Origin of the sequence: Nodosilinea nodulosa PCC 7104, assembly GCF_000309385.1 — a bacterium.
Lineage (GTDB): Bacteria > Cyanobacteriota > Cyanobacteriia > Phormidesmidales > Phormidesmidaceae > Nodosilinea > Nodosilinea nodulosa.
In genome coordinates this window covers 580,813-601,916 of sequence record NZ_JH976537.1, presented here as the reverse complement: position 1 = coordinate 601,916, position 21,104 = coordinate 580,813, and the positions used below count along the sequence as shown (strand labels likewise).

Here is a 21,104-nt window from a genome sequence, read left to right as displayed (position 1 = left end):
TAGGGCCTGAATGGGTGCCAAAAACCCATGGTTTGCCCACAGCGATCGCCTGCTTTGCGGGCTAAAGACTCCAGGGGTGTTTAGCTGTCTGGGGGCGCGCAGGGGCGATCGCGGGGGTTTGGCCGCAACCCGTCTGTGCGGGGATCCGTACTGCCGGGGGCGAGGCAAAGCCAGCGCGACCAGAATTCAGGCAAATTCTCTTTACAATGGTGGCCGTGTCGTTTTAGACCCAAGGGAGGACTCGTTATGGGCAGCGTTGCCGGTACAGAGGGCTACACCGCCAGTGGCTACGTGGGGGCTGCCATTGTAGGCAGCAGTATTACCCTGTCGCTAAAAGATTTCGCTACGGCTGCCGAGGGCGAGCCGCTGGAGGCCTTTTTGACCATCAACGGCAACATGGCCAAGCGACCGATCGCCCTGGGGGCGCTGCCTCAGACTAGCGGTGCCTTTGACCTATCGGTGCCCGAAGGCACCGACATCAGCCTGTTCAACACGCTGGTCATTCGCCCCGTAGGGTCTGAGATCGCCGTGGCTACCGCGTCGGTGCCTTAAGCGCTTAGCCGCAGAGCTGAGCTGGCTTTTGGCCGGGCCGGGCCTACCGCGATAGGGATGCCAGCACAAAGCATGTCCTGGGCGCAGATACGCTGCTGGCAAGCCAAAACAGCCGGGGTGAACGCTGCATTAGTTTTTAATAGGAATACTCTCAGGGCAGGTTGCGGGCGATTGAGAAGGCTAAACAATCGTGTCGGGGGCGATCGCTTGCCGGTAGATAACCTGGAAAATTGACCTAGGAGCGGGGGCCGCATGCTCCCCAAGGAGAAAACCGTTATGGATAAGTCAGACGACCAGGTTCGCGATCGCCTCGCCCAGCAGCGGCAGCAGGCTGACCACACCCACGACACCCTGCTCAGCCGCGCTGATGCCGCGCTGCACCGACCGTCCGCCCCATCAGTCGATGAAAAAGCGCGCCAGGCCATGGCCAATCAACGCCACCACCAAGACCATGCCGAAGACACCCTGCTAGAGCGCAGTGAAGAGGAGCTGCACTAGCCCTATGGTTTGGCGGCCTTATTTTCTAGCACTGCACTGGAGGTGCATTGAACGCCCCTGTCTCAGGAGTCAAACTAGGGGTAGCATGGCCGCTATCACGCCGGGTTCGGCGGTGGGCCTGAGCTGAAACCCCACCCGCCTGCAGAGATGCTGCATACCATCGTTTTCGGCCAAAATTTCGCCGGTAATGCGCTCTAGCCCCTCGGCACGGGCCACATCCACCAGGCGGCTGAGCAGTTCGCGACCAATGCCTCGCCGCTGGTGGGGGTCGGCCACCAGCAGGGCAAACTCGGCCTCGGGCAGGCCGTGCTTTTGGGTGAGGCGAGCCACTGCCAAAATCTTGGGTTCTGGATCGGTGGCTTCGGCCACCAGGGCGATTTCGCGATCGTAGTCGTTGAAGCAAATGCGGGTGAGGCGATCGTGGGCGACGCGGGTGCTGTATTTCATGGCGTGGAAATAGCGCAGATAGGCGCTGTGGTCAGACACGCCGTGGTGAAAATCGATGATCAGCGGCTCGTCTTCGGGGCGAATGGGGCGGATGGTAATGCCTTCTTTCCAAGGCCAGATGTACTGGGTGGGGTAGGGGCGAATGGCCAGGCGGGCGGGCGGGGAGAGGGGAGACTTTAAGATTATCCGGGCATCCAGCGCCAGCAGACCATGGGGGGAAGCCAGCAGCGGGTTGATGTCGATCGCCTCAATTTCGGGCTGCTCGGCCACCAGCTGGCTAAAGCGCACCAAGAGCTGTTCTAATGCCTCTAAATCGACCGCCTCGCGCCCGCGCACCCCCTGGAGGGCTTTGTAAATCAGGGTGTTTTCCATCAGGCGGCGGGCCAGGGTGCTGTTGAGGGGGGGCAGGCCGATGGCGCTATCCTGAAACACCTCAACTAGCTGACCGCCGCTGCCAAACACCAGCACCGGGCCAAACTGCGGGTCCTGGCTGCTGCCCAGAATCAGCTCGTAGCCATCGACGCGAATCATCGGCTGTACGGTCACGCCCTGGAAGTGTTCAGCCCCAGCCTTCTCGGTGACGCTGGTGCGGATGCGATCGAAGGCGCGGGTGACGGCGTGGCTGCTGTCGAGGTTGAGCTGTACGCCTCCCACGTCGGTTTTGTGGGTGAGGGTGTGGCTGTAGAGCTTGAGCACCACGGGGTAGCCTAGACTGTCGGCGGCAGCAATCGCATCCTCCACCGTCGCCGCAATCTGGGTCGCCACCACCGGAATGCCGTAGGCCGCCAGCACCGCCTTCGAGTCGGTCTCGGTGAGCAAGCTGCGATTCTCAGCCTGGGCCGTTCGCAAAATGGCTGTTACGGCGGCGCGATCGATGCCGTGGTTCAGCGTCAGCGCCGGAGTTTCGTAGAGCCCCTTGAGGGCGTAGCTGTGCTGCCACAGCAGGCCAAATAGCCGCGCCGCCTGGTCGGGGTAGCGATAGGTGGGTATGCCTGCCTGGTTGAGAATTGCTTCCCCTGCATCGACCTCAGCACCGCCCATCCAGCTGGCCAAAATAGGCCGGGTTGAGCCGCTGCTGCGCCAGGTCTCCACCACCGCCTGGGCAGTTTGGGTGGGGTCGGTCATGGCCTGGGGGGTGAGTACCACCAGGCAGCCGTCGCTGTCAGGGTCGGCCAGGGTAGTCGCCAGAGCCTGGGCAAACCGGGCCGGTTCGGCGTCACCCAAAATATCGATCGGGTTGCTGTGGCTCCAGTGGGCGGGCAGCGCCCCGTTCAGAGCCTCTACACTGGCGGCAGAAAGCTCCGCTAGAGTTCCCCCAGCGCGAATCAAAGCGTCCGTCGCCAGTACCCCAGGACCGCCCGCATTGGTAATAATGCTCAGGCGAGAACCCCGTGGGCGCGGCTGTTTGGCCAGCACCTCGGCGGTGTCAAACAGTTCTTCGATGTGGTCAACCCGCAGCACGCCGCAGCGGCGAAAAGCCGCATCCAACACCGCGTCACTGCCGGTCAATGACCCGGTGTGGGAGGCCGCCGCCTGGGCCGCCGCCTGGGTGCGTCCCGCTTTAATCACAATAATGGGCTTGCTCAGGGCCACCTCCCGCGCCGCCGACAGAAACGCCCGCGCGTCGCCAATCGACTCCATGTAGATCACAATGCTGTGGGTGTGGGGGTCGTCGCCCAGGTAGTCGATCAGGTCGCCCCAGCCCACATCCAGCATTGAACCGAGGGAGATAAAGGCGCTGAAACCCACATTCTCCCGCAGGCTCCAGTCCAAAATTGAGGTGCACAGCGCCCCGCTCTGGCTGATAAAGCCCACGTTGCCGCGCCGCGCCACCTGGCTGGCAAAGGTGGCGTTTAGCCCCGTTAGCGGGTTCTGAATGCCCAAACAGTTGGGGCCAATCAGGCGCAGGCGTCCGTGGGCGATCGCCTTTATCTGCCGCTCCAGCTCAATACCCTCCGCCCCAATCTCCTTGAACCCCGCCGACAGTATGATCGCCCCCTTCACTCCCGCATCGACGCACTCCTGCACCACCTCGGGCACCCCCAGGGCGGGAATGGCGATGATGGCGAGATCGGGCGCTTCGGGCAGGGAGGCAAGGCGATCGAACGCCTGGATGCCCAGCACGTTGCGCCGCTTGGGGTTGATCGGGTAGACCGTGCCGCCAAAGGGATGGCTGATCAGGTTCCATAGCACTGTGCGACCGACGCTGCCGGGGCGCTCGGTCGCGCCAACCACCGCCACTGACCGGGGCGCAAAGATTGGGTCGAGGGGATGACTCCCGGTTTTCCAGAGGTCAGTCACCGGATCGGGGCAGCTCAGCATAGTTAAGTCCTCGTAGGAGCAGGCACGGTCTACTAATTTTGGATTTGCGATTTTGGATTTTTGGGATCCTACTTACGAAAAGCATGGGAAATATAGTCTGTCCATTAAGGCTAAAAGCGCAGGTGCTGAAGGGAACGAACTTGCGCAATGGTTTCAAAATCGCGATCGCAGTGAATCAAAAGCAAGTTGTTGTCTAAGGCTGCCTGGGCAATGCAGCAGTCAATTGGGCTGCGAACAGTAAGTCCCTGACGCCGCAGATCATAATAAATGCGGGCGGCTTTTTGCCAAGAAGAAGACTTTAGCTCTAGATAATCCTGCGTTTCCAGATAAGTTGAAAGGACTGTCCATTCTTGCTCGTTAAGGCTGCCCTGAAGTAGCTCAAGCTGAGTGAATCGAGTAAGTAAAATCCTGCGCTCTGCAATCAGTTCTTCAAGTTGGTGGCGAAGCTGACCGCTGCGATCGCGAAAAACATTCACCCAAACCGATGTGTCAATCAGCAGCATGACCCATTTCACGCAGAGCTTTGTGGTCAAAATCTGGCGAAAACTGAATTTTTCCCGCCAGTTCAAGCAGATTTTTCTTTTGCCGCGCCTTGACCAGCTCTTGCAAAGCCAGGTTCAGCAACTCTTCTTGGGTAGTCAGATTGGTTAACCTCAGAGCTTCGTTGATCAAATCATCGTCAAGATCGAGGGTGATTTGCATTGGGTTACCTGTTGAAAACATCATTCAGTGGCTTGAGTTCACCAGCAGCAATTTCCTGCCGGGCCATCTTAGCTATGCGATCCCACTGATCATCTGTTGTGGACTCGAATTGGGCTTTCCATACCTGCTCATCTTCGAGTTCTGCCAAAATTATGGCTGCGATCGCATCCTGCTCCTCAGCAGGTAGGGTTTTTACTCGTGCGATCGCCCGCTCTAGCAACTCAGTCATCGCTATCTCCCTCCGGCTCTTCAAGCCATGCTGTGACTATTATCTACGCTTTTAGCGGCTCCCCTCTCCCCAGAGAGAGGGGGTGGGGGGTGTAGACGCGCAGCGGCTTCTCTTTGAGTGGGCTACACTGCCGCTAGATCCGGCTGATGGTATAGGCTGGCATCCACCCGGCAGCCGCCGTAGGCCAGGGTATACAGCTCCTTCATATCGCGGATTAGCGGGTAGCGGGGGTTGGCCCCGGTGCACTGGTCGTCGAAGGCCTGCTCCGACATCAGCTCCAGGTGGTCGTAAAAATCCTGCTCCGAGGCATTCAGGGTTTCGCGAATGGTCAGCGGAATTTCCACCTGTTGTTTAAGATCTTCGATCGCATCGATCAGCAACAGCACTTTCTCGTCGTCGGTAATGCCCCCCAACCCCAAATGGTTTGCAATCGCTGCGTAGCGGTGCTTGGCGTTGGGGAAGCGGTACTGCGGAAAGATCGCCTGCTTGAAGGGCGCATCGGTAGCGTTGTAGCGAATCACGTGGCTGATCATCAGGGCATTGGCCAGGCCGTGGGGGACGTGGAAGGTAGACCCTAGCTTGTGGGCCAGCGAGTGGCATACCCCCAAAAAGGCGTTGGCGAAGGCCATGCCTGCGATCGTCGCCGCGTAGTGAACTTTTTCCCGCGCTTCGGGGTCTGCCGCACCGTTTTTGTAGGCCCGAGGCAGGTACTCCATCAGCAGCTTGATCGCCTGCAGTGCCAGCCCGTCGGTAAAGTCGCTGGCCATAATCGACACGTAGGACTCCAGTGCGTGGGTGAGGGCGTCGATGCCGCCAAAGGCGGTCAGGCTGCGGGGCATGTGCAGCGTTAGGGCCGGGTCCACAATCGCCACGTTCGGCGTCAGGGCGTAGTCCGCCAGCGGGTACTTGATGCCGACGCGATCGTCGGTCACCACTGCAAAGGGGGTCACCTCCGAGCCTGTGCCCGAGGTAGTGGGAACGCAGATTAGCTGCGCCTTTTGGCCCAGGGCAGGCAGCTCATACACCCGCTTGCGAATGTCCATAAACCGCATCGCCAGCCCCTCAAACTCGATCTGGGGCTGCTCGTACATCAGCCACATCACCTTGGCGGCATCCATGGGCGAACCGCCGCCCACGGCGATCAGCACGTCGGGCTCAAACTTGCGCAGCTGCTCCAAGCCCTGGTTGACGTTGCTCAACGTCGGGTCAGGCTCCACATCGTGGAACACGTCCCACTGCACGCCAACCTCGTCGAGCACCTGGGTAATCGGGTGCAGCATGCCCAGATCAAACAGGGGCTTGTCGGTGATTAAAAAGGCCCGCTGCTTACCTGCCAGCTCTCGCAGGGCCACCGGCAGACAGCCCGACTTAAAGTAAATCTTCGGCGGCACCCGGAACCACAGCATGTTTTCCCGCCGCTGGGTGACGGTCTTGATGTTCAGCAGGTGGTGGGGGCCAACGTTCTCAGATACCGAGTTGCCGCCCCAGGTGCCGCAGCCCAGGGTCAGCGAGGGGTCGAGCTTGAAGTTGTACAGGTCACCGATCGCCCCCTGGGACGAAGGCGTGTTGATCAGCACCCGCGAGGTTTGCAGGGCGTTTTCAAAGGTGGCAATGTCGTCGCGGTTGGCGGGGTCGGTGTAGAGCACCGAGGTGTGGCCCTTGCCGCCAAACTGCACTAACTGAGAGGCTATGTCTACAGCGGCGTAGAAGTCCTTAGCGCGGTAAAAGCCCAAAATGGGGCACAGCTTTTCGTAGGAAAACGGCTCCTCGGTGCCCACGGATTCCACCTCGCCCATCAGCACCTTGCTCCCTTCGGGTACCGTAAAGCCTGCCAGGGCGGCAATGGTCTCTACGGACTGGCCGACAATGTCGGCATTCAAGCGCCCGTCTTTGAGAATGATTTGCCGCACCGACTCGGTTTCCTCCAGGCTGAGCACGTAGGCTCCCCGAGCCAAAAATTCAGCCTTGGCCTGTTCGTAGATGGCATCTACCACCACAACGGACTGCTCTGAGGCGCAGATCATGCCGTTGTCAAAGGTTTTGCTGATCAAAATGGAGCTGACCGCCATGGGCAGGTCGGCGCTGGCGTCGATCACGGCTGGGGTGTTGCCCGCCCCCACTCCCAAGGAGGGGTTACCCGAGGAGTAGGCCGCCTTTACCATGCCGGGGCCGCCCGTAGCCAGAATTAACTTGATGTCGGGGTGCTGCATCAGCGACTGGGAGAGGGCCACCGTGGGTTCGTCGATCCAGCCGATTAGCCCGGCGGGGGCACCGGCCGCCTCAGCGGCGTCGCGCACGATCTTGGCGGCGGCGATACTGCACTGCTTGGCCCGAGGGTGGGGAGAAAAGATGATGGCGTTGCGGGTTTTGAGGGCAATTAGCGCCTTGAAGAGAGCGGTGGAAGTGGGGTTGGTAGTGGGCACAACGCCAGCGAGAATCCCTACGGGTTCAGCAATTTTTTCGATGCCAAAGCCCTCGTCTTTTTCGAGGGTGCCGCAGGTCTTTTCGTGCTTGTATTTGTTGTAGATATATTCTGAGGCAAAGTGGTTTTTGATCACCTTGTCTTCGACTACGCCCATGCCCGTTTCTGCCACCGCCATTTTGGCCAGGGGAATGCGCTCGGCATTGGCCGCCAGGGCAGCGGCACGAAAGATATGATCGACCTGTTCTTGGGTAAAGCTAGCGTACTGCGCCTGGGCAGTTTTGACCTGTTGAATCAGGGCTTCGAGTTCGGTCAGATTGGTTACGGACATAGCGTCCTCCTGGGATGGGCTGGAGATGGAGATAAAGGAAGAAAAAGACTCACTAAATAATTAGCGTTTTTAACGGAGAAAAATCATCTACGCCTGGGACCGATCCCCCCACATCCTTGGTGTAGCAGTTCTCCTCTTCACCCCCCTTATTAAGGGGGGCAGGGGGGATCTCCGAGAGAAGTTTTGCAGAAAAAATCTTTCATGCCGCAATTTATTACGCGATCGCAACCGACAGAATCTCCGTCGTCATCATTGGCGGATGGGTGAGGGTGTTGTGAATAATGCAGGCATCCGCTGCCCGCTCTAGCCCCTTCTGATGACGAGTTTCTAAAGCAGTAGGAGTGGTGATCTGAATGCGAATGTTGTCGATGCGGACAGGGCTTTCGGCCTTATCGGCGGTGACGGAGATGGCTAAGCCCTTAGCATCGAGATGGCGGATTTCCAGGTACTTCACTGCGTAGAACCCAACGCAAGCCCCCAGAGATGACAAAAACCATTCCGGCGGAGTCATGCCTTCATCTTGTCCATGGTTGTCTAAGGGCTGATCGCTGAAGATTTGGTGACCTCGACAGCTGGCCTGAAATTTTACACCGTCTTGATAAGTAACTTGAACGTCCATAGAAGCCTCCTAAAGAGAGCATGGATTAAAGCTTAAACAGCAGTTAATCCGTAGTTTTGAAAGATTTGGATGACATGCTCAACCAGGTCTGGTGTAGGGGGCTGAGTCTCGCCCAAGATATAGGGCATTCCCAATTGTTTCCATTTATATTCTCCCATTTTGTGAAAGGGCAAAACTTCTACTCTTTCAACATTATCTAGGGTGCCCACAAATTTGGCTAAACCCACCACGTTTTCTTCAGGATCGGTGAGGCCAGGAACCAATACAAATCGTATCCAGGTGGGTTTGTTAATTTTGGCTAAATAACGAGCAAAATTTAGCGTGGGTTCGATAGAAACGCTGGTAACTTTGTGAAACAGATCGGAATTGTAAGATTTGATATCTAATAAAACTAAATCGGTATTTTCTAATACCGGTTCTGCTGCTTCAATGTGGACATAGCCAGAGGTATCTAAGGCCGTGTGCAACCCTATTTCGCGGCAGCGACGAAAGATTTCGGCCACAAATTCGGGCTGCATCAGCGGTTCGCCACCGCTGACGGTGACACCGCCGTTGCGCAGATAGTTTTTGGTGTGCTCAATTTGAGCCATGATCTCGTCCACCGTCATCACTGTGCCGCCGTGGATTTCTTGGCAGTCGGGGTTGTGGCAGTAGAGGCAGCGCAGGGGGCAGCCCTGGGTAAAGACCACAAAGCGAATGCCGGGACCATCGACGGTGCCGCAGGTTTCGATGGAGTGGATGCGGCCCGTTTGGGTGCGGGTGGGAACGGGGAAGGGCATGGGGGTGGATGGGTGGGAGGGTGGTGGGGTGAGAATGTCGCTGCCTCCCCTCCTGGGAGGGGTGCCCGGAGGGCGGAGTGGGTCTCGGTGACTGGGTTGACCCACCCCTACCCCTCCCAGGAGGGGATTGATGGAAAGCCCCTCTCGGCGGTGGGCTGAGAGGGGCTTTTGGGGTTAGCAGCGTTCGTGGAAGGTGCGGTTGATGACGTCTAGCTGCTGTTCTCGGGTGAGTTTGATGAAGTTCACCGCGTAGCCCGAGACCCGGATGGTGAGCTGTGGGTACAGCTCGGGGTGATCCATCGCATCGAGCAGGGTCTCGCGGTTAAACACATTTACATTGAGGTGGAAGCCGCCGTCGCGCACGTAGCCGTCGAGCAGGGCGGCCAGGTTGCTGATGCGATCGCCCTCTGTTCTGCCCAGCGCCCCCGGCACAATCGAAAACGTGTTCGAAATGCCGTCCTGAGCGTCAGCGTAAGGCAGCTTGGCCACCGAGGCCAGGGATGCGATCGCGCCGTTGCTGTCGCGCCCGTGCATGGGGTTGGCTCCAGGGGCAAAGGGCTCACCGTCGCGGCGACCGTCGGGGGTGTTGCCGGTCTTCTTGCCGTAGACCACGTTGGAGGTAATGGTGAGGATCGACTGGGTGGGCACCGCGTCGCGGTAGGTTTTGTGCTTGCGCAGCTCGGCCATAAAGGTCTGGACAAGTTCGACCGCAAGGCTGTCTACCCGGTCGTCGTTGTTGCCGTACTTGGGAAAGTCGCCATCGACGATGTAGTCGACCGCCAGACCTTGCTCATCGCGCACTACCCGGACCCGAGCGTGCTTGATCGCAGACAGGCTGTCGGTCACCACCGACAGGCCCGCCATGCCGTAGGCCATCGTGCGCAGCACGTCGCGATCGTGCAGAGCCATTTCCAACCGCTCGTAGCAGTACTTGTCGTGCATGTAGTGGATGACGTTCATGGTGTTGGCGTAGGTTTTGGCCAGCCAGGCCATCATCTGCCGCAGGCGGGGCCACACCTCGGTGTAGTCGAGCAAATCGCCGATAATCGGGGCGTAGGCCGGAGCTACCTGCACCCCAGAGTGCTCGTCTTTGCCGCCGTTGATGGCGTAGAGCAGGCACTTGGCCATGTTCACCCGCGCCCCAAAGAACTGCATCTGCTTGCCGATGCGCATGGCGGAAACGCAGCAGGCAATGCCGTAGTCGTCGCCCCAGTAGGACCGCATCAGGTCGTCGTTTTCGTACTGAATCGAGCTGGTTTGAATGGAAACCTGGGCGCAGTAGCGCTTAAAGGCCTCGGGCAGCCGCTCTGACCACAGCACCGTCAGGTTGGGTTCGGGCGCGGGGCCAAGGTTGGTCAGGGTGTGCAGCAGGCGGAAGCTGGTTTTAGTCACCAGGGGCCTACCGTCGAGGCCCATGCCGCCAATGCACTCGGTCACCCAGGTGGGGTCGCCGCTAAACAGGGCGTTGTAGTCGGGGGTGCGCAAAAACCGCACCATCCGCAGCTTCATCACAAAGTGGTCGACGATTTCCTGGGCCTCGGCTTCAGTGAGCCGCCCGGCTTGCAGGTCGCGCTCGAAGTAAATGTCGAGGAAAGTGGACACCCGCCCCAGAGACATGGCTGCCCCATTTTGCTCTTTGACCGCCGCCAGGTAGCCAAAATAGAGCCACTGCACTGCTTCTTTAGCGGTGATGGCGGGGCGGGCCAAGTCGCAGCCGTAGGCGGTGCCCAGCTCCTTCAGCTCGTTGAGGGCTTTAATTTGCTCAGAGATCTCTTCGCGCAGACGAATGGTGGCTTCATCCAGGCTGTCGAGTTCCAGGCTGGTCTTTTGGGCGGCTTTGTCGGCAATTAGGCGATCGCACCCATACAGCGCCACCCGCCGATAGTCGCCGATGATGCGGCCCCGTCCGTAGGCATCGGGCAGGCCTGTGATAATGCCCGACTTGCGGCAGCGGCGCATTTCGGCGGTGTAGGCATCGAACACGCCATCGTTGTGGGTTTTGCGGTAGCGGGTGAAGGTATCCCTAGTGGCGGGGGCAAGTTCATAGCCGTAGGCGTTGAGGCTGGCCTCGACCACGCGAATGCCGCCGAAGGGCATAATCGCCCGTTTCAGGGGCAGGTCAGTCTGCAAGCCGACAATTTGCTCTAGATCGCGATCGATATAGCCGGGGGCGTGGCTGGTAATGCCCGAGGGCAAGGCGGTGTCGGCATCCAGCACGCCTTTTTCCCGCTCCAGGGCCATCAGGTCTTTTACCCGCGCCCACAGAGCGGCGGTGCGGGCGGTAATTGGGGCCAGAAACTGGCCATCGCCAGAGTAAGGCGTGTAGTTGCGCTGAATAAAGTCGCGCACGTCAATGTCAAGCTGCCAAGCGCCTGGCGCAAAACTACTGCTGAGGCCTGAGCTGCCGCAGTCCAATTTAGCGCCATCGGCAGGGCCATTCTGCTGTAGCAAAGATAAACCTTCGACAATCATTTCCATTCCTCCCGGTGTGGAGTCAGCCGTAACCAAATTGAGAGTGATGCAAAGGCTAGCCAAGGAAAATTCTGTTTTTTTGGCCAGCGATGCTCAGTCTAAAGGGACGATTGCGCAGACCGTCTAAAATAGATACCTGATCTCATCTATGTATTAGGCTCAAAAGCACTGGTGAAAAGCCTTTGGCTGATTGGAGCGATCTAGCTGATTCGAGCTTACTTTAGCAATTATTTAGTTGTTTTTGTGCTCGATCTTATGGCCCGAGAGATATCTAGAAAACTGCGGCTACATATGTGTTTGCAATGTGTTTGCAGGTTTTTCTTATCTCTTGATTTATGTTCTGATCTTAGTTGGAATTTAGAGCAGTAAAAACGATTTTAAGAAAAAAATTAAGATCGCCCATCTTTCTGAACGAAAAACCTTAATTTGAGACGACCAAAACTCATAATTTAATCATTTTGCAACAATAGCCGGACGCAGCTCTCCAGGCTGCCGCGCGAATTTTGCCGTTTGGAGCCATGGGCGTCACGACAGCCAGAGCGTGGCTCCACAGCCTTGGGGTTTGATTGACCTTAGGTCAGCTAAATTCTGCTCGCTGAGTAGATCAGGCGTTGCCGGGGGAAAACTTATCTCCACGGGACACATTCAACCAGGCGGCCTCAAACCGGAGAGTAGGAGAACCCTATCCCTCTTTGGCACTGGTTGCAGGCCATTATCACAGCAGGATATGGGTATTTCTCTTTCTATTGGGCGATCGCAATGATGACAAACTTGCAACCTGTCGGATTTCCCCCCGGCCAGCCGCCTACGCCGCTCTGGTCGCTGGCTGCGGCACCGATCTCGGTGCCGCCAACGGCTACGCTGCTCCAGGTGCTGAGCCGTCTGGGAGACGATTCGACCAGTGGTCACAGCTGTGTTGTGGTCGTGCAGGACGAGCAGCTGGTCGGTTTGCTGACCGAGCGCGACCTGGTTCGCCTGCTGGCCAGCGGGGTTGCCCTCGACACCCCGATCGATCGGCACATGACCAGAACTCTCACGGTGCTGCCCGCTGAGCCCAGCCTCAACCCGCTCGATGTTCTAGATTTAATGCGGCAGCGCCAGATTCACCACGTTCCCTTGGTCGATGCAACCCAGCGCCCGGTGCGGCTGATAACCGCTGGCTCAATTCAGCAGGCGCTGGCGCCTCCCCACATGCTGAAATTGCAGCCGGTGCGATCGCGCATGGCCGCCCAGGTAGTTACCATTAGCCCCACCGATTCGGCCCTGGCGGCGGCCCAGCTGCTGGCTGAATACTCAGTCAGCTGTGTCGCAGTCATCGACCCCGCCGGAGATGGCACCGAGGTGCTTCTGGGCCAGGTGCTGCGGCAGGATGTGCTGCGCTTTCAGGCACGCCAGCTCGATTTGGCCCAGCTGCCGGTGCGGGCGATTATGCGAGATGCTCAATTTTGCCTCCGCCCCACGGACTCGCTCTGGTTGGCCTACCAGGAAATGCGCCAGCGGCGGCTGCCCTGCCTGCTGGTGGTCGATTCCCAGCGCCAGCCCCTGGGGACAATTGCCCAGTTTGACCTGCTCAACAGCCTCGACCTGCGGGAGCTACAGACCACCTTTAGCCACCTGTGGCAGTCGTTTAAGCAGTCTGACCATGAGCAGCTAGAACTCTGGAAGAGCCATAGCTCTGAGCTAGAGCGCCTGGTGCAGGGCCGCACTGAACAGCTCGAAGAACAGGCCAAGTGCGATCGCATCCTCGCCACCCTCACCCAGCGCATCCACGAATCGCTGGATATGCAGGAGATTCTTTCTACCACCGTGTCGGAGGTGCGGCAGCTGCTCCAGGTCGATCGCACCCTGATCTATCAGTTTGAGACGGCGGCGCGGGGAACCGTTGTGGTCGAGGCGGTACAGTCCCCCTGGACCTCGCTGCTGGGGCACGCCATCGAAGACAGCTACTTTGCCAAGCACTGGGCCGAGGCCTACCGCTACGGGCGCATTCAGGCGGTGGAAGATATTCAGCGGGCCGGCCTCAGCCCTTGCCATGTCGAGATGCTGAGCCACTTGCAAATCAAGGCAAACCTGGTGGTGCCCATCGTCTGCGACCACACCCTGTGGGGGCTGCTGATCATCAACCAGTGCAGTCAGCCCCGCCGCTGGTGCGACTGGGAAATTCGTCTGGTTGAGCAACTGGTGCGATCGGTGGCGATCGCCATTCGCCAGTGCAACTTTTACGAGCAGATGCAGGCCGACCTGGCGGCCCGCAAACAGTACGAAGTTCACCTCAAGCAGCTCAACGACGAGCTAGAGCAGCGGGTGGAAGCCCGCACCGCCTCCTGGCGCCAGGTGACCGAGCAGCTGCGGGAGAGCGAAACCAAGTTTCGCAGCCTGGTCGAGCAAACCAACGACTGGGTGTGGGAACTTGACGGCCAGTTTAAATTTAGCTACATCAACCCCAGGGCCACCGAGATTATCGGCTATCCCCCCGAAGCTATTTTAGAAAGCCGCTTTACCGACTTTATGGCCGCCGATGAGGCAGTGCGCTTTAGCACGATTTTGACCCACCTGGTGCGGCAGCGCCATCCCTTCACCCAGATCGAGGCGACCTGCCTGCGCGCCAGCGGTGAGGCCGTAATTTTAGAGCTCAGCGGCTCGCCCATTTTTACCCCCGAGGGCGAGTTTCAGGGCTATCGGGGCATTACCCGCGACATCACCGAGCGCAAGCAAATCGAGGTCGATATTCGCAAAGCCCTGACCCGCGAGAAAGAACTCAGCGACCTCAAAACTCGCTTTATCGCCATGGCCTCCCACGAGTTTCGCACGCCCCTGACCACCATTTTGGCCTCCGCCGAAACCCTGGAGCGCTACAGCCACAAGTTCACCCCCGAAAAGCAGCAGACGGTGCTCAAGCGCATTCAAACCTCGGTGCACCACATTATTGGTCTGCTCAACGACGTGCTCACCGTGGGCAAAGCCGAGGCGAACAAACTCGACTGCACCCTGGCCCCCCTCGATCTAAAACAGCTCTGCACCGACCTGGTAGACGAAATTCAGTTTTCCCAGATCAACGCCGCCAGCCCAATTGAGTTTACTGCCGTGGGCAGTCACTTTCAGGTTCTCGCCGACGAAAAGCTGCTGCGCCACATCCTGCTCAACCTGCTCTCCAACGCGGTGAAATATTCCCCCAACCACACTCCGGTTTCCTTTAAACTGACCTGCGAGGCCGAGCAGAGCATATTTCAGATCAGCGATCGCGGTATTGGCATTCCCCTCGCCGACCAGGCCCAGCTGTTTGGGGCTTTTCACCGGGCCAACAACGTGGGGAATATCTCTGGCACCGGGCTGGGTCTGGTAATTGCCAAGCGGGCCGCCGAAGCCCACCAGGGGCATATTTCCTGCATGAGTGATGTGGGCGTAGGCACTACGTTCACCGTTGTATTACCCCTTGCACTGTGGAGTGACAATCATGGCTAAAATCCTGGTAATTGAAGACGAAGCTGGGGTACGCGACAGCATCGTAGATATTCTCAACGCCGAAAACTTTATCGTCGACAGCGCCACCAACGGCCAGGAGGGCCTGAGCCAAATTCACGAGTTCAAACCCGACCTGGTCATTTGCGACGTGATGATGCCCGTGCTCGACGGCTATGGCGTGCTCGAACAGATCCGCCAGGACCCCCATTTCGCCACCCTGCCCTTTGTCTTCCTCAGCGCCAAAGCCGAGCGGGCTGACCTGCGCAGCGGCATGGATCTGGGCGCCGACGACTACCTCACTAAACCCTTCACCCACGCTGACCTGCTGCGCATGATTCACACCCGTCTGGAGGCCCAGGGGGCGGTCCAGGCGAAAAATCAGCAGCAGCTCAGCGCCCTGCGCAGCAGCATCAGCGGTGCCCTATCCCGCGAGTTGGGCGGCCCCATGCGCGAGGTGCTGAAGCTGGCTACCACCCTGATCGACAAGGCCGACACCCTGGAGCCTGAGCAGGTGGCCAACTTTGCCAAGGCCATTCACCGCAATGCCCAGCGCACCGCCCGCCTGACCCAAAACGTTATGCTGTTTGCCAAGCTAGAGCGGCTCAGCCCCGCTCAGATCTCCGCCGAAACCCTCCAGCAGCAGCGCACCGAGCGGGCCGACGAAATTATCGCCGAAATTGCCCAGACCCTCGCCGCCGACTACCTCCGCGACGACGATCTAGAAATTGCCCTGGAGCCGCTGGCGGTGCCCCTGTCTGAAACTCAGCTCAGAAAAGTCTGCGAAGAGCTACTGGACAACGCCTTTAAGTTTTCTGAGGTGGGTACCCCGATCAAAGTCTTTGGGTCCTATGGCGACGGCAAGGTGACGTTCTACATTATTGACTACGGCCAGGGTATGACCCCCGACCAGCTCGCCCACGTAGGAGCCTATCTTCAGTTTGAACCCGATTCGGATACCGCTGGCACAGGCCTGGGCCTGACCATCGCTAAACGCCTGGTGGAGCTACACCGGGGCGAGGTGCTGATTGAGAGCATTCCTGGGCAGCAGACCATTGTGCGGGTGGCCCTGCCAGACAGTTCCCTCGGCTAGGGGCTTTGGCCGGGGTTAAGAGGATGTTTGAAAAGTCCTATTTTTGTAGCAAAAGTGGAGATCCCCCTTGTATTTTAAGCAGCAGGACGGTAGACCGATCTCCCCCCGGTTCTAGAAACCGAGATTTAGTCCAGGTCGCCGTTCTGCCATTTGTCAACAGCTCGAAAAATCGCCAGGGTCATGAACCCGCATCGAACAAGGTCGAGTGATGAATGGTCATTCTATTCCTCAGGAGGTGCGTGATGGGGACGAGTGAAGAACGGCAATGGGTGGGTATTGATGTGAGTCAGGCCAAGCTGGACGTAGCGCTGCGACCCTCGGGACGCTACTGGCAAGTGGCTAATGACGAGTCGGGATGGCAGAGGCTGTTGAATGAACTACAGGCTGTCACCGTCGCGCTGGTGGTGGTGGAATCCACAGGTGGGATGGAACGGGGCGTGGTTCAGGTCTTGCAGCGCCATGAAATCGCGGTGGCGGTGATCAATCCGAAGCGGGCGCGGGACTTTAGCAAAGCGTCTGGGCGATTGGCCAAGACCGATCGCATTGATGCGTCGATGTTGGCGCATTTTGGCGAGGCGCTGCAGCCGTTACCGAAACCGTTGGCCTCAGAGCATCAGGAAGCGCTCTCTGACTTGGTCCATCGGCGTTCTCAAGTGATTGAGATGCTCAACAGTGAGCAGCGTCGTCGCCACAGTGCGCGCAACCGCACGGCCCAGGCCGATATTGATACTCACATTGACTGGCTCAAGCAGCGGGTCAAAGCCCTTGATGCGGAGATCGACCAACTCCGTCAGGCCGATGAGACCCGCCAGCAGCGCTACGAGTGGTTGACCAGTGTACCTGGAGTCGGGCGAGTCGTGGCCACCACCCTATTGGCGCTACTGCCGGAGCTGGGCCAACTCTCGACGAAACGGTTGGCTAGCCTAGTGGGTGTCGCCCCGTTCAATTTTGACAGTGGCAAGCTTCGGGGCAAACGCCACATCGTGGGCGGTCGCGCCCTGGTACGCTCCACGTTGTATATGTCAGCCTTGGTGGCCATTCAACACAACCCCGTCATCATCGCGTTCTATCAACGTCTGTTAAGCGCAGGGAAACCCAAAAAGGTCGCCTTGATTGCCTGTGCCCATAAGCTGTTAGGCATCCTCAATGCGCTGGTCACCCAAGGTCAATCGTGGCGAGACCCTAAGGATACAGAACCCGCTCAGACTGCCACGCCAGCCACAAGTGGTTGACAATCAAGATAATCGCTAAATCCCCCTACCCTGCGGGAAGCCGCAAGCGTCTATAAAAAGGGGGACGTTTAACCCCCCTTTTTAAGGGGGCAGGGGGGATCAGCAGATGGCTAAAGCTACAGCAGATTACGTTTCAAACGCCCTCTAAGGCATCACCACCCCATCCGGGTCGATCGCCCTTTGGGTTGGGCCAGCTCGGGGAACCGATGGAGTGACCAACGGCGCGCCAGGGATATATAGCCACAGTCCTTTAGGTGAGGACATCCAGAGACAGTCGATCGCCCAAACGGTCTTAGGGAAACTGTCCTCACCAGACTGGCTACGGCTATAGCAGCCGCTCCGCCGCTGTGGGTACCCTGAAGAATGCGCATCTCCTCGCTCGCTGCGATTCTCTGGCCCACGCCGCCCACATCACTACCCTGAGGGCAATGGCCCATGCATTCTGCACCCCTACCCCCCCACGAAGCCTGCCGATTGCAGGCTCTAGATCGCTACTGCATTCTTGACACGCCCCCGGCGGAGGGGTTTGACAACCTGACCCGGCTGGCGGCCATGATCTGCGATGCGCCCATGGCCCTGATCAGCCTGATCGACCAGCAGCGGCAGTGGTGGAAGGCCCGTCTGGGTATCGACGCCACTGAGACGAGTCGAGATATTGCCTTTTGCGCCCACGCGATTTTGCAGCCCAAGCTGCTGGAGGTGCCCGACGCCCTAAAAGACAGGCGCTTTTACGACAATCCGCTGGTCACCAGCGCGCCCTACATTCGCTTTTACGCGGGCATGCCGCTGATCACCGCCGACGGCTACGCCCTGGGCACCCTCTGCGTGCTCGATCGGGTGTCGCGGCAGCTCACGACCAGCCAGCGAGAAGCCTTGACGATGCTGGCGATCCAGGTGGTGGCCCAGCTAGAGCTGCACTACCAGATCGAACAGATGCGCCAGGCGGAGGCCGAGCGCCGCCGCCTGGAAGAAACCCTGCGCCTGCAAGAACGGGCGATCGCCGCCAGCAGCAGCGGCATTGTCATTACCGATGCCCGTCGGCCCGGCAACCCAATCATTTACACCAACCCATCCTTTGAGCGCATTACCGGCTACACCGAGGCTGAGGCCCTGGGCCAAAACTGTCGGTTTTTACAGCGGAGCGATCGCCACCAGCCCGGCCTAGATACCCTGCGCCAGGCCATCGCCGAGGGCAAAGACTGCACGGTGGAAGTGATCAACTACCGCAAAACCGATCAACCGTTCTGGAACCAGATCACCATTTCGCCTCTGTACGATCCTGAGGGCCAGCTCACTCACTTTGTGGGCATTCAGACCGACATTAGCGATCGCAAACGAACCGAAGCGCAGCTTCAGCAGCATCTCCACGACCTGGAGCAGGCCCGCCGCGACGCCGACGCCGCCAACCAGGCCAAGGGCGAGTTTCTGGCCATGATGAGTCACGAAATTCGCACCCCCCTCAACGCGGTGATCGGCATGACTGGCCTCCTGCTCAACACCCCCCTCAGTGACGAGCAGCGCGACTTTGCAGAGATCACCCACCACGCGGGCAGCACGCTGCTCACCATCATCAATGACATTCTCGATTTCTCCAAAATCGAGTCGGGCAAGCTAGAGCTAGAGATCCAGCCCTTTGATCTGCGCGCCTGCATCGAAGACGCCCTCAGCCTGCTGACCGCCAAAGCCGTCGAAAAAGGGCTAGGGCTGACCTACCTGCTCCCCGCCGACGTGCCCCAACACCTACGGGGCGATGCCAGTCGCCTGCGCCAGGTGCTGGTTAACCTGGTACACAACGCCATCAAATTTACCCCCCAGGGAACGGTGACGGTCTCCGTCGAAGCCCAGCCTGCCGGGGCAGCGGCAGCGGCCCTAGACACCGCAACCAGTGCCCCGATGACCCTGCAAATCGCCGTCAATGATACCGGCATTGGCATTCCGGCGGACCGCCTGCACCGACTGTTTCAGCCCTTCAGCCAGGTCGATGCATCCACTACCCGGCAGTTTGGTGGTACTGGCCTAGGCCTGGTCATTGCTCAGCGCCTCTGCGCCCTGATGGGGGGCGAGCTTTGGGTCGATAGCGTTGAGGGCGTGGGCTCGACCTTCTATGTCACTCTGCCCGCTCAGCTTGCCCCTTCCCCCCCGGCGACCCGCGCTGGGAATGACCCAGGCTGCCACCGACTGACAACAGCTATGGACCGGCCGCCTCAGTTTGACCACAGCCTGGGGCAACGGTGTCCCCAGCGTATTTTGCTGGCCGAAGACAACCTGGTAAACCAAAAAGTTGCCCTGAAAATGTTGCAGCGCCTGGGCTATCGGGCCGACGTAGCCGCCAACGGCCTGGAGGTGCTGGCCACCCTTGAGCGGCAGCCCTACGATCTGGTGCTGATGGATGTGCAAATGCCCGAAATGGATGGCCTGGTTGCTACCCAGCAGATTCTCCAGCGCTGGCCGACCCGTCGACCGCGCATTGTGGCCATGACCGCCAACGCCATGCAGGGCGATCGCGATCGATGTCTGCAAGCGGGGATGGATGACTACATCAGCAAGCCCATTCACTCCGAGGATTTGGCCCGCGTGCTGAAGGCTGGCTCAGGCCGCTCCCCCACCGTGGACTGGGCCAGCCTACATGCCCTGGAGCAAGCCCTGGGGCACAATGACCCCAACTTTATGGCCGATCTGATCGCGAGCTACCTGGAGAGCTCCGACCAGCTCTTGGCCGAGATGGTCACCGCCGAGCAGCGACAGGATTGGGCCACCCTGCAACGGGTGGCCCACACCCTAAAGTCGAGCAGCGCCACCATCGGCGCGGTTCCTCTCTCGACCCTGTGCCAAGAGCTTGAAAAAACGGTGCGCCAGGGCGACGACCAGAGCCACACCCCTCAGATCGAGACTATCCGGCAGGCCGCCGCCCTGGTCAAGATCGCCCTAGACTCCGCGCTGATTTCCCAGGAGGTGGCGAGCCATGCAAGCTCAGCCTGAGGCCGCCGTCATTTTAGTGGCGGACGACGACCCGTTTATTCGTCATATGCTGACTTGCTATCTCAAGCAGGAGGGCTACCAGGTGGTGGAAGCGCCCAACGGCGAAGCGGCGCTGGACCTGTATCGGGATCACTTGCCCGACCTGGTGCTGCTCGATGCCCTGATGCCGGTTATCGACGGCTTTGAGGTGTGCCGACGGCTGCAAGCCGCAAATCAGAGCGATCTGGCCCCAATTTTGATGATTACCGGCCTGGAAGATGAAAAGTCGGTGGATCAGGCCTTTGAAATTGGGGTGGCAGACTACATCACCAAACCCATTCACTGGGCCGTGCTGCGCCAGCGGGTGCGGCGACTGATTGCCCAGCACCGGCTAGAGCGGCGGCTGCGCGAAGCGAACCATCAGCTCCAGCAGCTCACCTTGATCGACAGCCTCACCCAGGTCGCCAACCGCCGCCGCTTTGACGAGTATTTGCTGCAAGAGTGGGGGCGGGGCGGGCGCGATCGCAGGCCCTTGTCGGTGATCATCTGCGACATCGACTATTTCAAGGGCTACAACGACCACTACGGCCACCCCGCTGGCGATCGCTGCCTACAGCAGGTGGCCAAAGCCCTCAGCCAGGGGATTAACTGCACCGACGACCTGGTCACCCGCTACGGTGGCGAAGAGTTTGCCGTGGTTTTACCCAACACCAGCTTGGCCGGGGCCGCCGCCGTCAGCGATCGCCTGGTGCAGGCGGTTCGGGCCTTAGGTTTGCCCCACGCCGCCGCCCCCCACGCCACTGTCACCATCAGCTGCGGCGTGGCCAGCGTAGTGCCTCAGCTCAGCTACCTGCCCTCCGATCTGGTGGTCACCGCCGATCAGGCGCTCTACCAGGCCAAGGCCCAGGGCCGCAACCAGGCCAAGGCAACTCGCATGGTGCTGCCTCCGCCGGGGCGATCGCTGACGACCTGGGTATAGGCCAGACTTT

The 21,104-nt window shown here is 59.3% G+C and carries 15 protein-coding genes; 7 read left to right on the top strand and 8 right to left on the bottom strand.

What is annotated here, in order from left to right:
• Positions 1–246: 246 nt before the first annotated feature.
• A complete protein-coding gene (locus tag LEPTO7104_RS0102515; protein ID WP_017296970.1) occupies positions 247–552 on the top strand; it encodes a hypothetical protein in 306 nt (101 codons plus the stop codon).
• A gap of 276 nt (positions 553–828) precedes the next feature.
• Positions 829–1,050, top strand: coding sequence for a hypothetical protein (locus LEPTO7104_RS32445; RefSeq protein WP_155523491.1), 222 nt, complete (start codon positions 829–831; stop codon positions 1,048–1,050).
• A gap of 69 nt (positions 1,051–1,119) precedes the next feature.
• On the opposite strand, the gene LEPTO7104_RS0102505 is transcribed toward LEPTO7104_RS32445, so the two are convergent.
• The 8 genes from LEPTO7104_RS0102505 to pflB form a co-directional block, all read right to left on the bottom strand.
• A complete protein-coding gene (locus LEPTO7104_RS0102505; RefSeq protein ID WP_017296968.1) occupies positions 1,120–3,819 on the bottom strand; it encodes a bifunctional acetate--CoA ligase family protein/GNAT family N-acetyltransferase in 2,700 nt (899 codons plus the stop codon).
• Between the two features lie 110 nt (positions 3,820–3,929).
• A complete protein-coding gene (gene vapC / locus LEPTO7104_RS0102500) occupies positions 3,930–4,322 on the bottom strand; it encodes a type II toxin-antitoxin system VapC family toxin (RefSeq protein WP_017296967.1) in 393 nt (130 codons plus the stop codon).
• Complete coding sequence (locus LEPTO7104_RS0102495; RefSeq protein WP_017296966.1) at positions 4,309–4,521, bottom strand: type II toxin-antitoxin system VapB family antitoxin; 213 nt, start codon at positions 4,519–4,521, stop codon at positions 4,309–4,311. The genes vapC and LEPTO7104_RS0102495 overlap by 14 nt, the downstream gene beginning before the upstream one ends.
• A 4-nt stretch (positions 4,522–4,525) precedes the next feature.
• Complete coding sequence (locus LEPTO7104_RS0102490; protein ID WP_017296965.1) at positions 4,526–4,750, bottom strand: hypothetical protein; 225 nt, start codon at positions 4,748–4,750, stop codon at positions 4,526–4,528.
• A 122-nt stretch (positions 4,751–4,872) separates the two neighbouring features.
• Positions 4,873–7,503, bottom strand: coding sequence for a bifunctional acetaldehyde-CoA/alcohol dehydrogenase (adhE, locus tag LEPTO7104_RS0102485; RefSeq protein WP_017296964.1), 2,631 nt, complete (start codon positions 7,501–7,503; stop codon positions 4,873–4,875).
• Positions 7,504–7,717: 214 nt separating this feature from the next.
• Positions 7,718–8,122, bottom strand: coding sequence for an OsmC family protein (locus LEPTO7104_RS0102480; RefSeq protein WP_017296963.1), 405 nt, complete (start codon positions 8,120–8,122; stop codon positions 7,718–7,720).
• 32 nt (positions 8,123–8,154) lie between these two features.
• Complete coding sequence (gene pflA, locus LEPTO7104_RS0102475; RefSeq protein ID WP_017296962.1) at positions 8,155–8,901, bottom strand: pyruvate formate-lyase-activating protein; 747 nt, start codon at positions 8,899–8,901, stop codon at positions 8,155–8,157.
• A 174-nt stretch (positions 8,902–9,075) separates the two neighbouring features.
• Complete coding sequence (gene pflB / locus LEPTO7104_RS0102470; RefSeq protein ID WP_017296961.1) at positions 9,076–11,379, bottom strand: formate C-acetyltransferase; 2,304 nt, start codon at positions 11,377–11,379, stop codon at positions 9,076–9,078.
• A gap of 753 nt (positions 11,380–12,132) precedes the next feature.
• Here pflB and LEPTO7104_RS0102465 point away from each other — a divergent pair.
• From LEPTO7104_RS0102465 to LEPTO7104_RS0102445, 5 genes are all read left to right on the top strand, one after another.
• Positions 12,133–14,835, top strand: a complete 2,703-nt coding sequence (locus LEPTO7104_RS0102465) for a CBS domain-containing protein (RefSeq protein WP_017296960.1) — start codon at positions 12,133–12,135, stop codon at positions 14,833–14,835.
• On the top strand, positions 14,828–15,925 hold the full coding sequence (locus LEPTO7104_RS0102460; RefSeq protein ID WP_017296959.1) for a hybrid sensor histidine kinase/response regulator: 1,098 nt from the start codon (positions 14,828–14,830) through the stop codon (positions 15,923–15,925). Before LEPTO7104_RS0102465 ends, LEPTO7104_RS0102460 begins: the two co-directional genes overlap by 8 nt.
• Positions 15,926–16,167: 242 nt before the next feature.
• Positions 16,168–17,157 (top strand): IS110 family RNA-guided transposase, encoded by a 990-nt coding sequence (locus tag LEPTO7104_RS0102455; RefSeq protein ID WP_040695782.1) that lies wholly within the window; start codon positions 16,168–16,170, stop codon positions 17,155–17,157.
• Between the two features lie 435 nt (positions 17,158–17,592).
• On the top strand, positions 17,593–20,136 hold the full coding sequence (locus LEPTO7104_RS36590) for a GAF domain-containing hybrid sensor histidine kinase/response regulator (protein WP_083886991.1): 2,544 nt from the start codon (positions 17,593–17,595) through the stop codon (positions 20,134–20,136).
• Positions 20,120–21,094, top strand: coding sequence for a response regulator (locus tag LEPTO7104_RS0102445; protein ID WP_017296957.1), 975 nt, complete (start codon positions 20,120–20,122; stop codon positions 21,092–21,094). The genes LEPTO7104_RS36590 and LEPTO7104_RS0102445 overlap by 17 nt, the downstream gene beginning before the upstream one ends.
• Positions 21,095–21,104: the final 10 nt, after the last annotated feature.

Bases quoted from the DNA above. Each gene is read 5' to 3' on its own strand.
- LEPTO7104_RS0102515 (WP_017296970.1), top strand. From the start codon at position 247: ATGGGCAGCGTTGCCGGTACAGAGGGCTACACCGCCAGTGGCTACGTG.
- LEPTO7104_RS32445 (WP_155523491.1), top strand. From the start codon at position 829: ATGGATAAGTCAGACGACCAGGTTCGCGATCGCCTCGCCCAGCAGCGG.
- LEPTO7104_RS0102505 (WP_017296968.1), bottom strand. From the start codon at position 3,819: ATGCTGAGCTGCCCCGATCCGGTGACTGACCTCTGGAAAACCGGGAGT.
- vapC (WP_017296967.1), bottom strand. From the start codon at position 4,322: ATGCTGCTGATTGACACATCGGTTTGGGTGAATGTTTTTCGCGATCGC.
- LEPTO7104_RS0102495 (WP_017296966.1), bottom strand. From the start codon at position 4,521: ATGCAAATCACCCTCGATCTTGACGATGATTTGATCAACGAAGCTCTG.
- LEPTO7104_RS0102490 (WP_017296965.1), bottom strand. From the start codon at position 4,750: ATGACTGAGTTGCTAGAGCGGGCGATCGCACGAGTAAAAACCCTACCT.
- adhE (WP_017296964.1), bottom strand. From the start codon at position 7,503: ATGTCCGTAACCAATCTGACCGAACTCGAAGCCCTGATTCAACAGGTC.
- LEPTO7104_RS0102480 (WP_017296963.1), bottom strand. From the start codon at position 8,122: ATGGACGTTCAAGTTACTTATCAAGACGGTGTAAAATTTCAGGCCAGC.
- pflA (WP_017296962.1), bottom strand. From the start codon at position 8,901: ATGCCCTTCCCCGTTCCCACCCGCACCCAAACGGGCCGCATCCACTCC.
- pflB (WP_017296961.1), bottom strand. From the start codon at position 11,379: ATGGAAATGATTGTCGAAGGTTTATCTTTGCTACAGCAGAATGGCCCT.
- LEPTO7104_RS0102465 (WP_017296960.1), top strand. From the start codon at position 12,133: ATGATGACAAACTTGCAACCTGTCGGATTTCCCCCCGGCCAGCCGCCT.
- LEPTO7104_RS0102460 (WP_017296959.1), top strand. From the start codon at position 14,828: ATGGCTAAAATCCTGGTAATTGAAGACGAAGCTGGGGTACGCGACAGC.
- LEPTO7104_RS0102455 (WP_040695782.1), top strand. From the start codon at position 16,168: ATGGGGACGAGTGAAGAACGGCAATGGGTGGGTATTGATGTGAGTCAG.
- LEPTO7104_RS36590 (WP_083886991.1), top strand. From the start codon at position 17,593: ATGCATTCTGCACCCCTACCCCCCCACGAAGCCTGCCGATTGCAGGCT.
- LEPTO7104_RS0102445 (WP_017296957.1), top strand. From the start codon at position 20,120: ATGCAAGCTCAGCCTGAGGCCGCCGTCATTTTAGTGGCGGACGACGAC.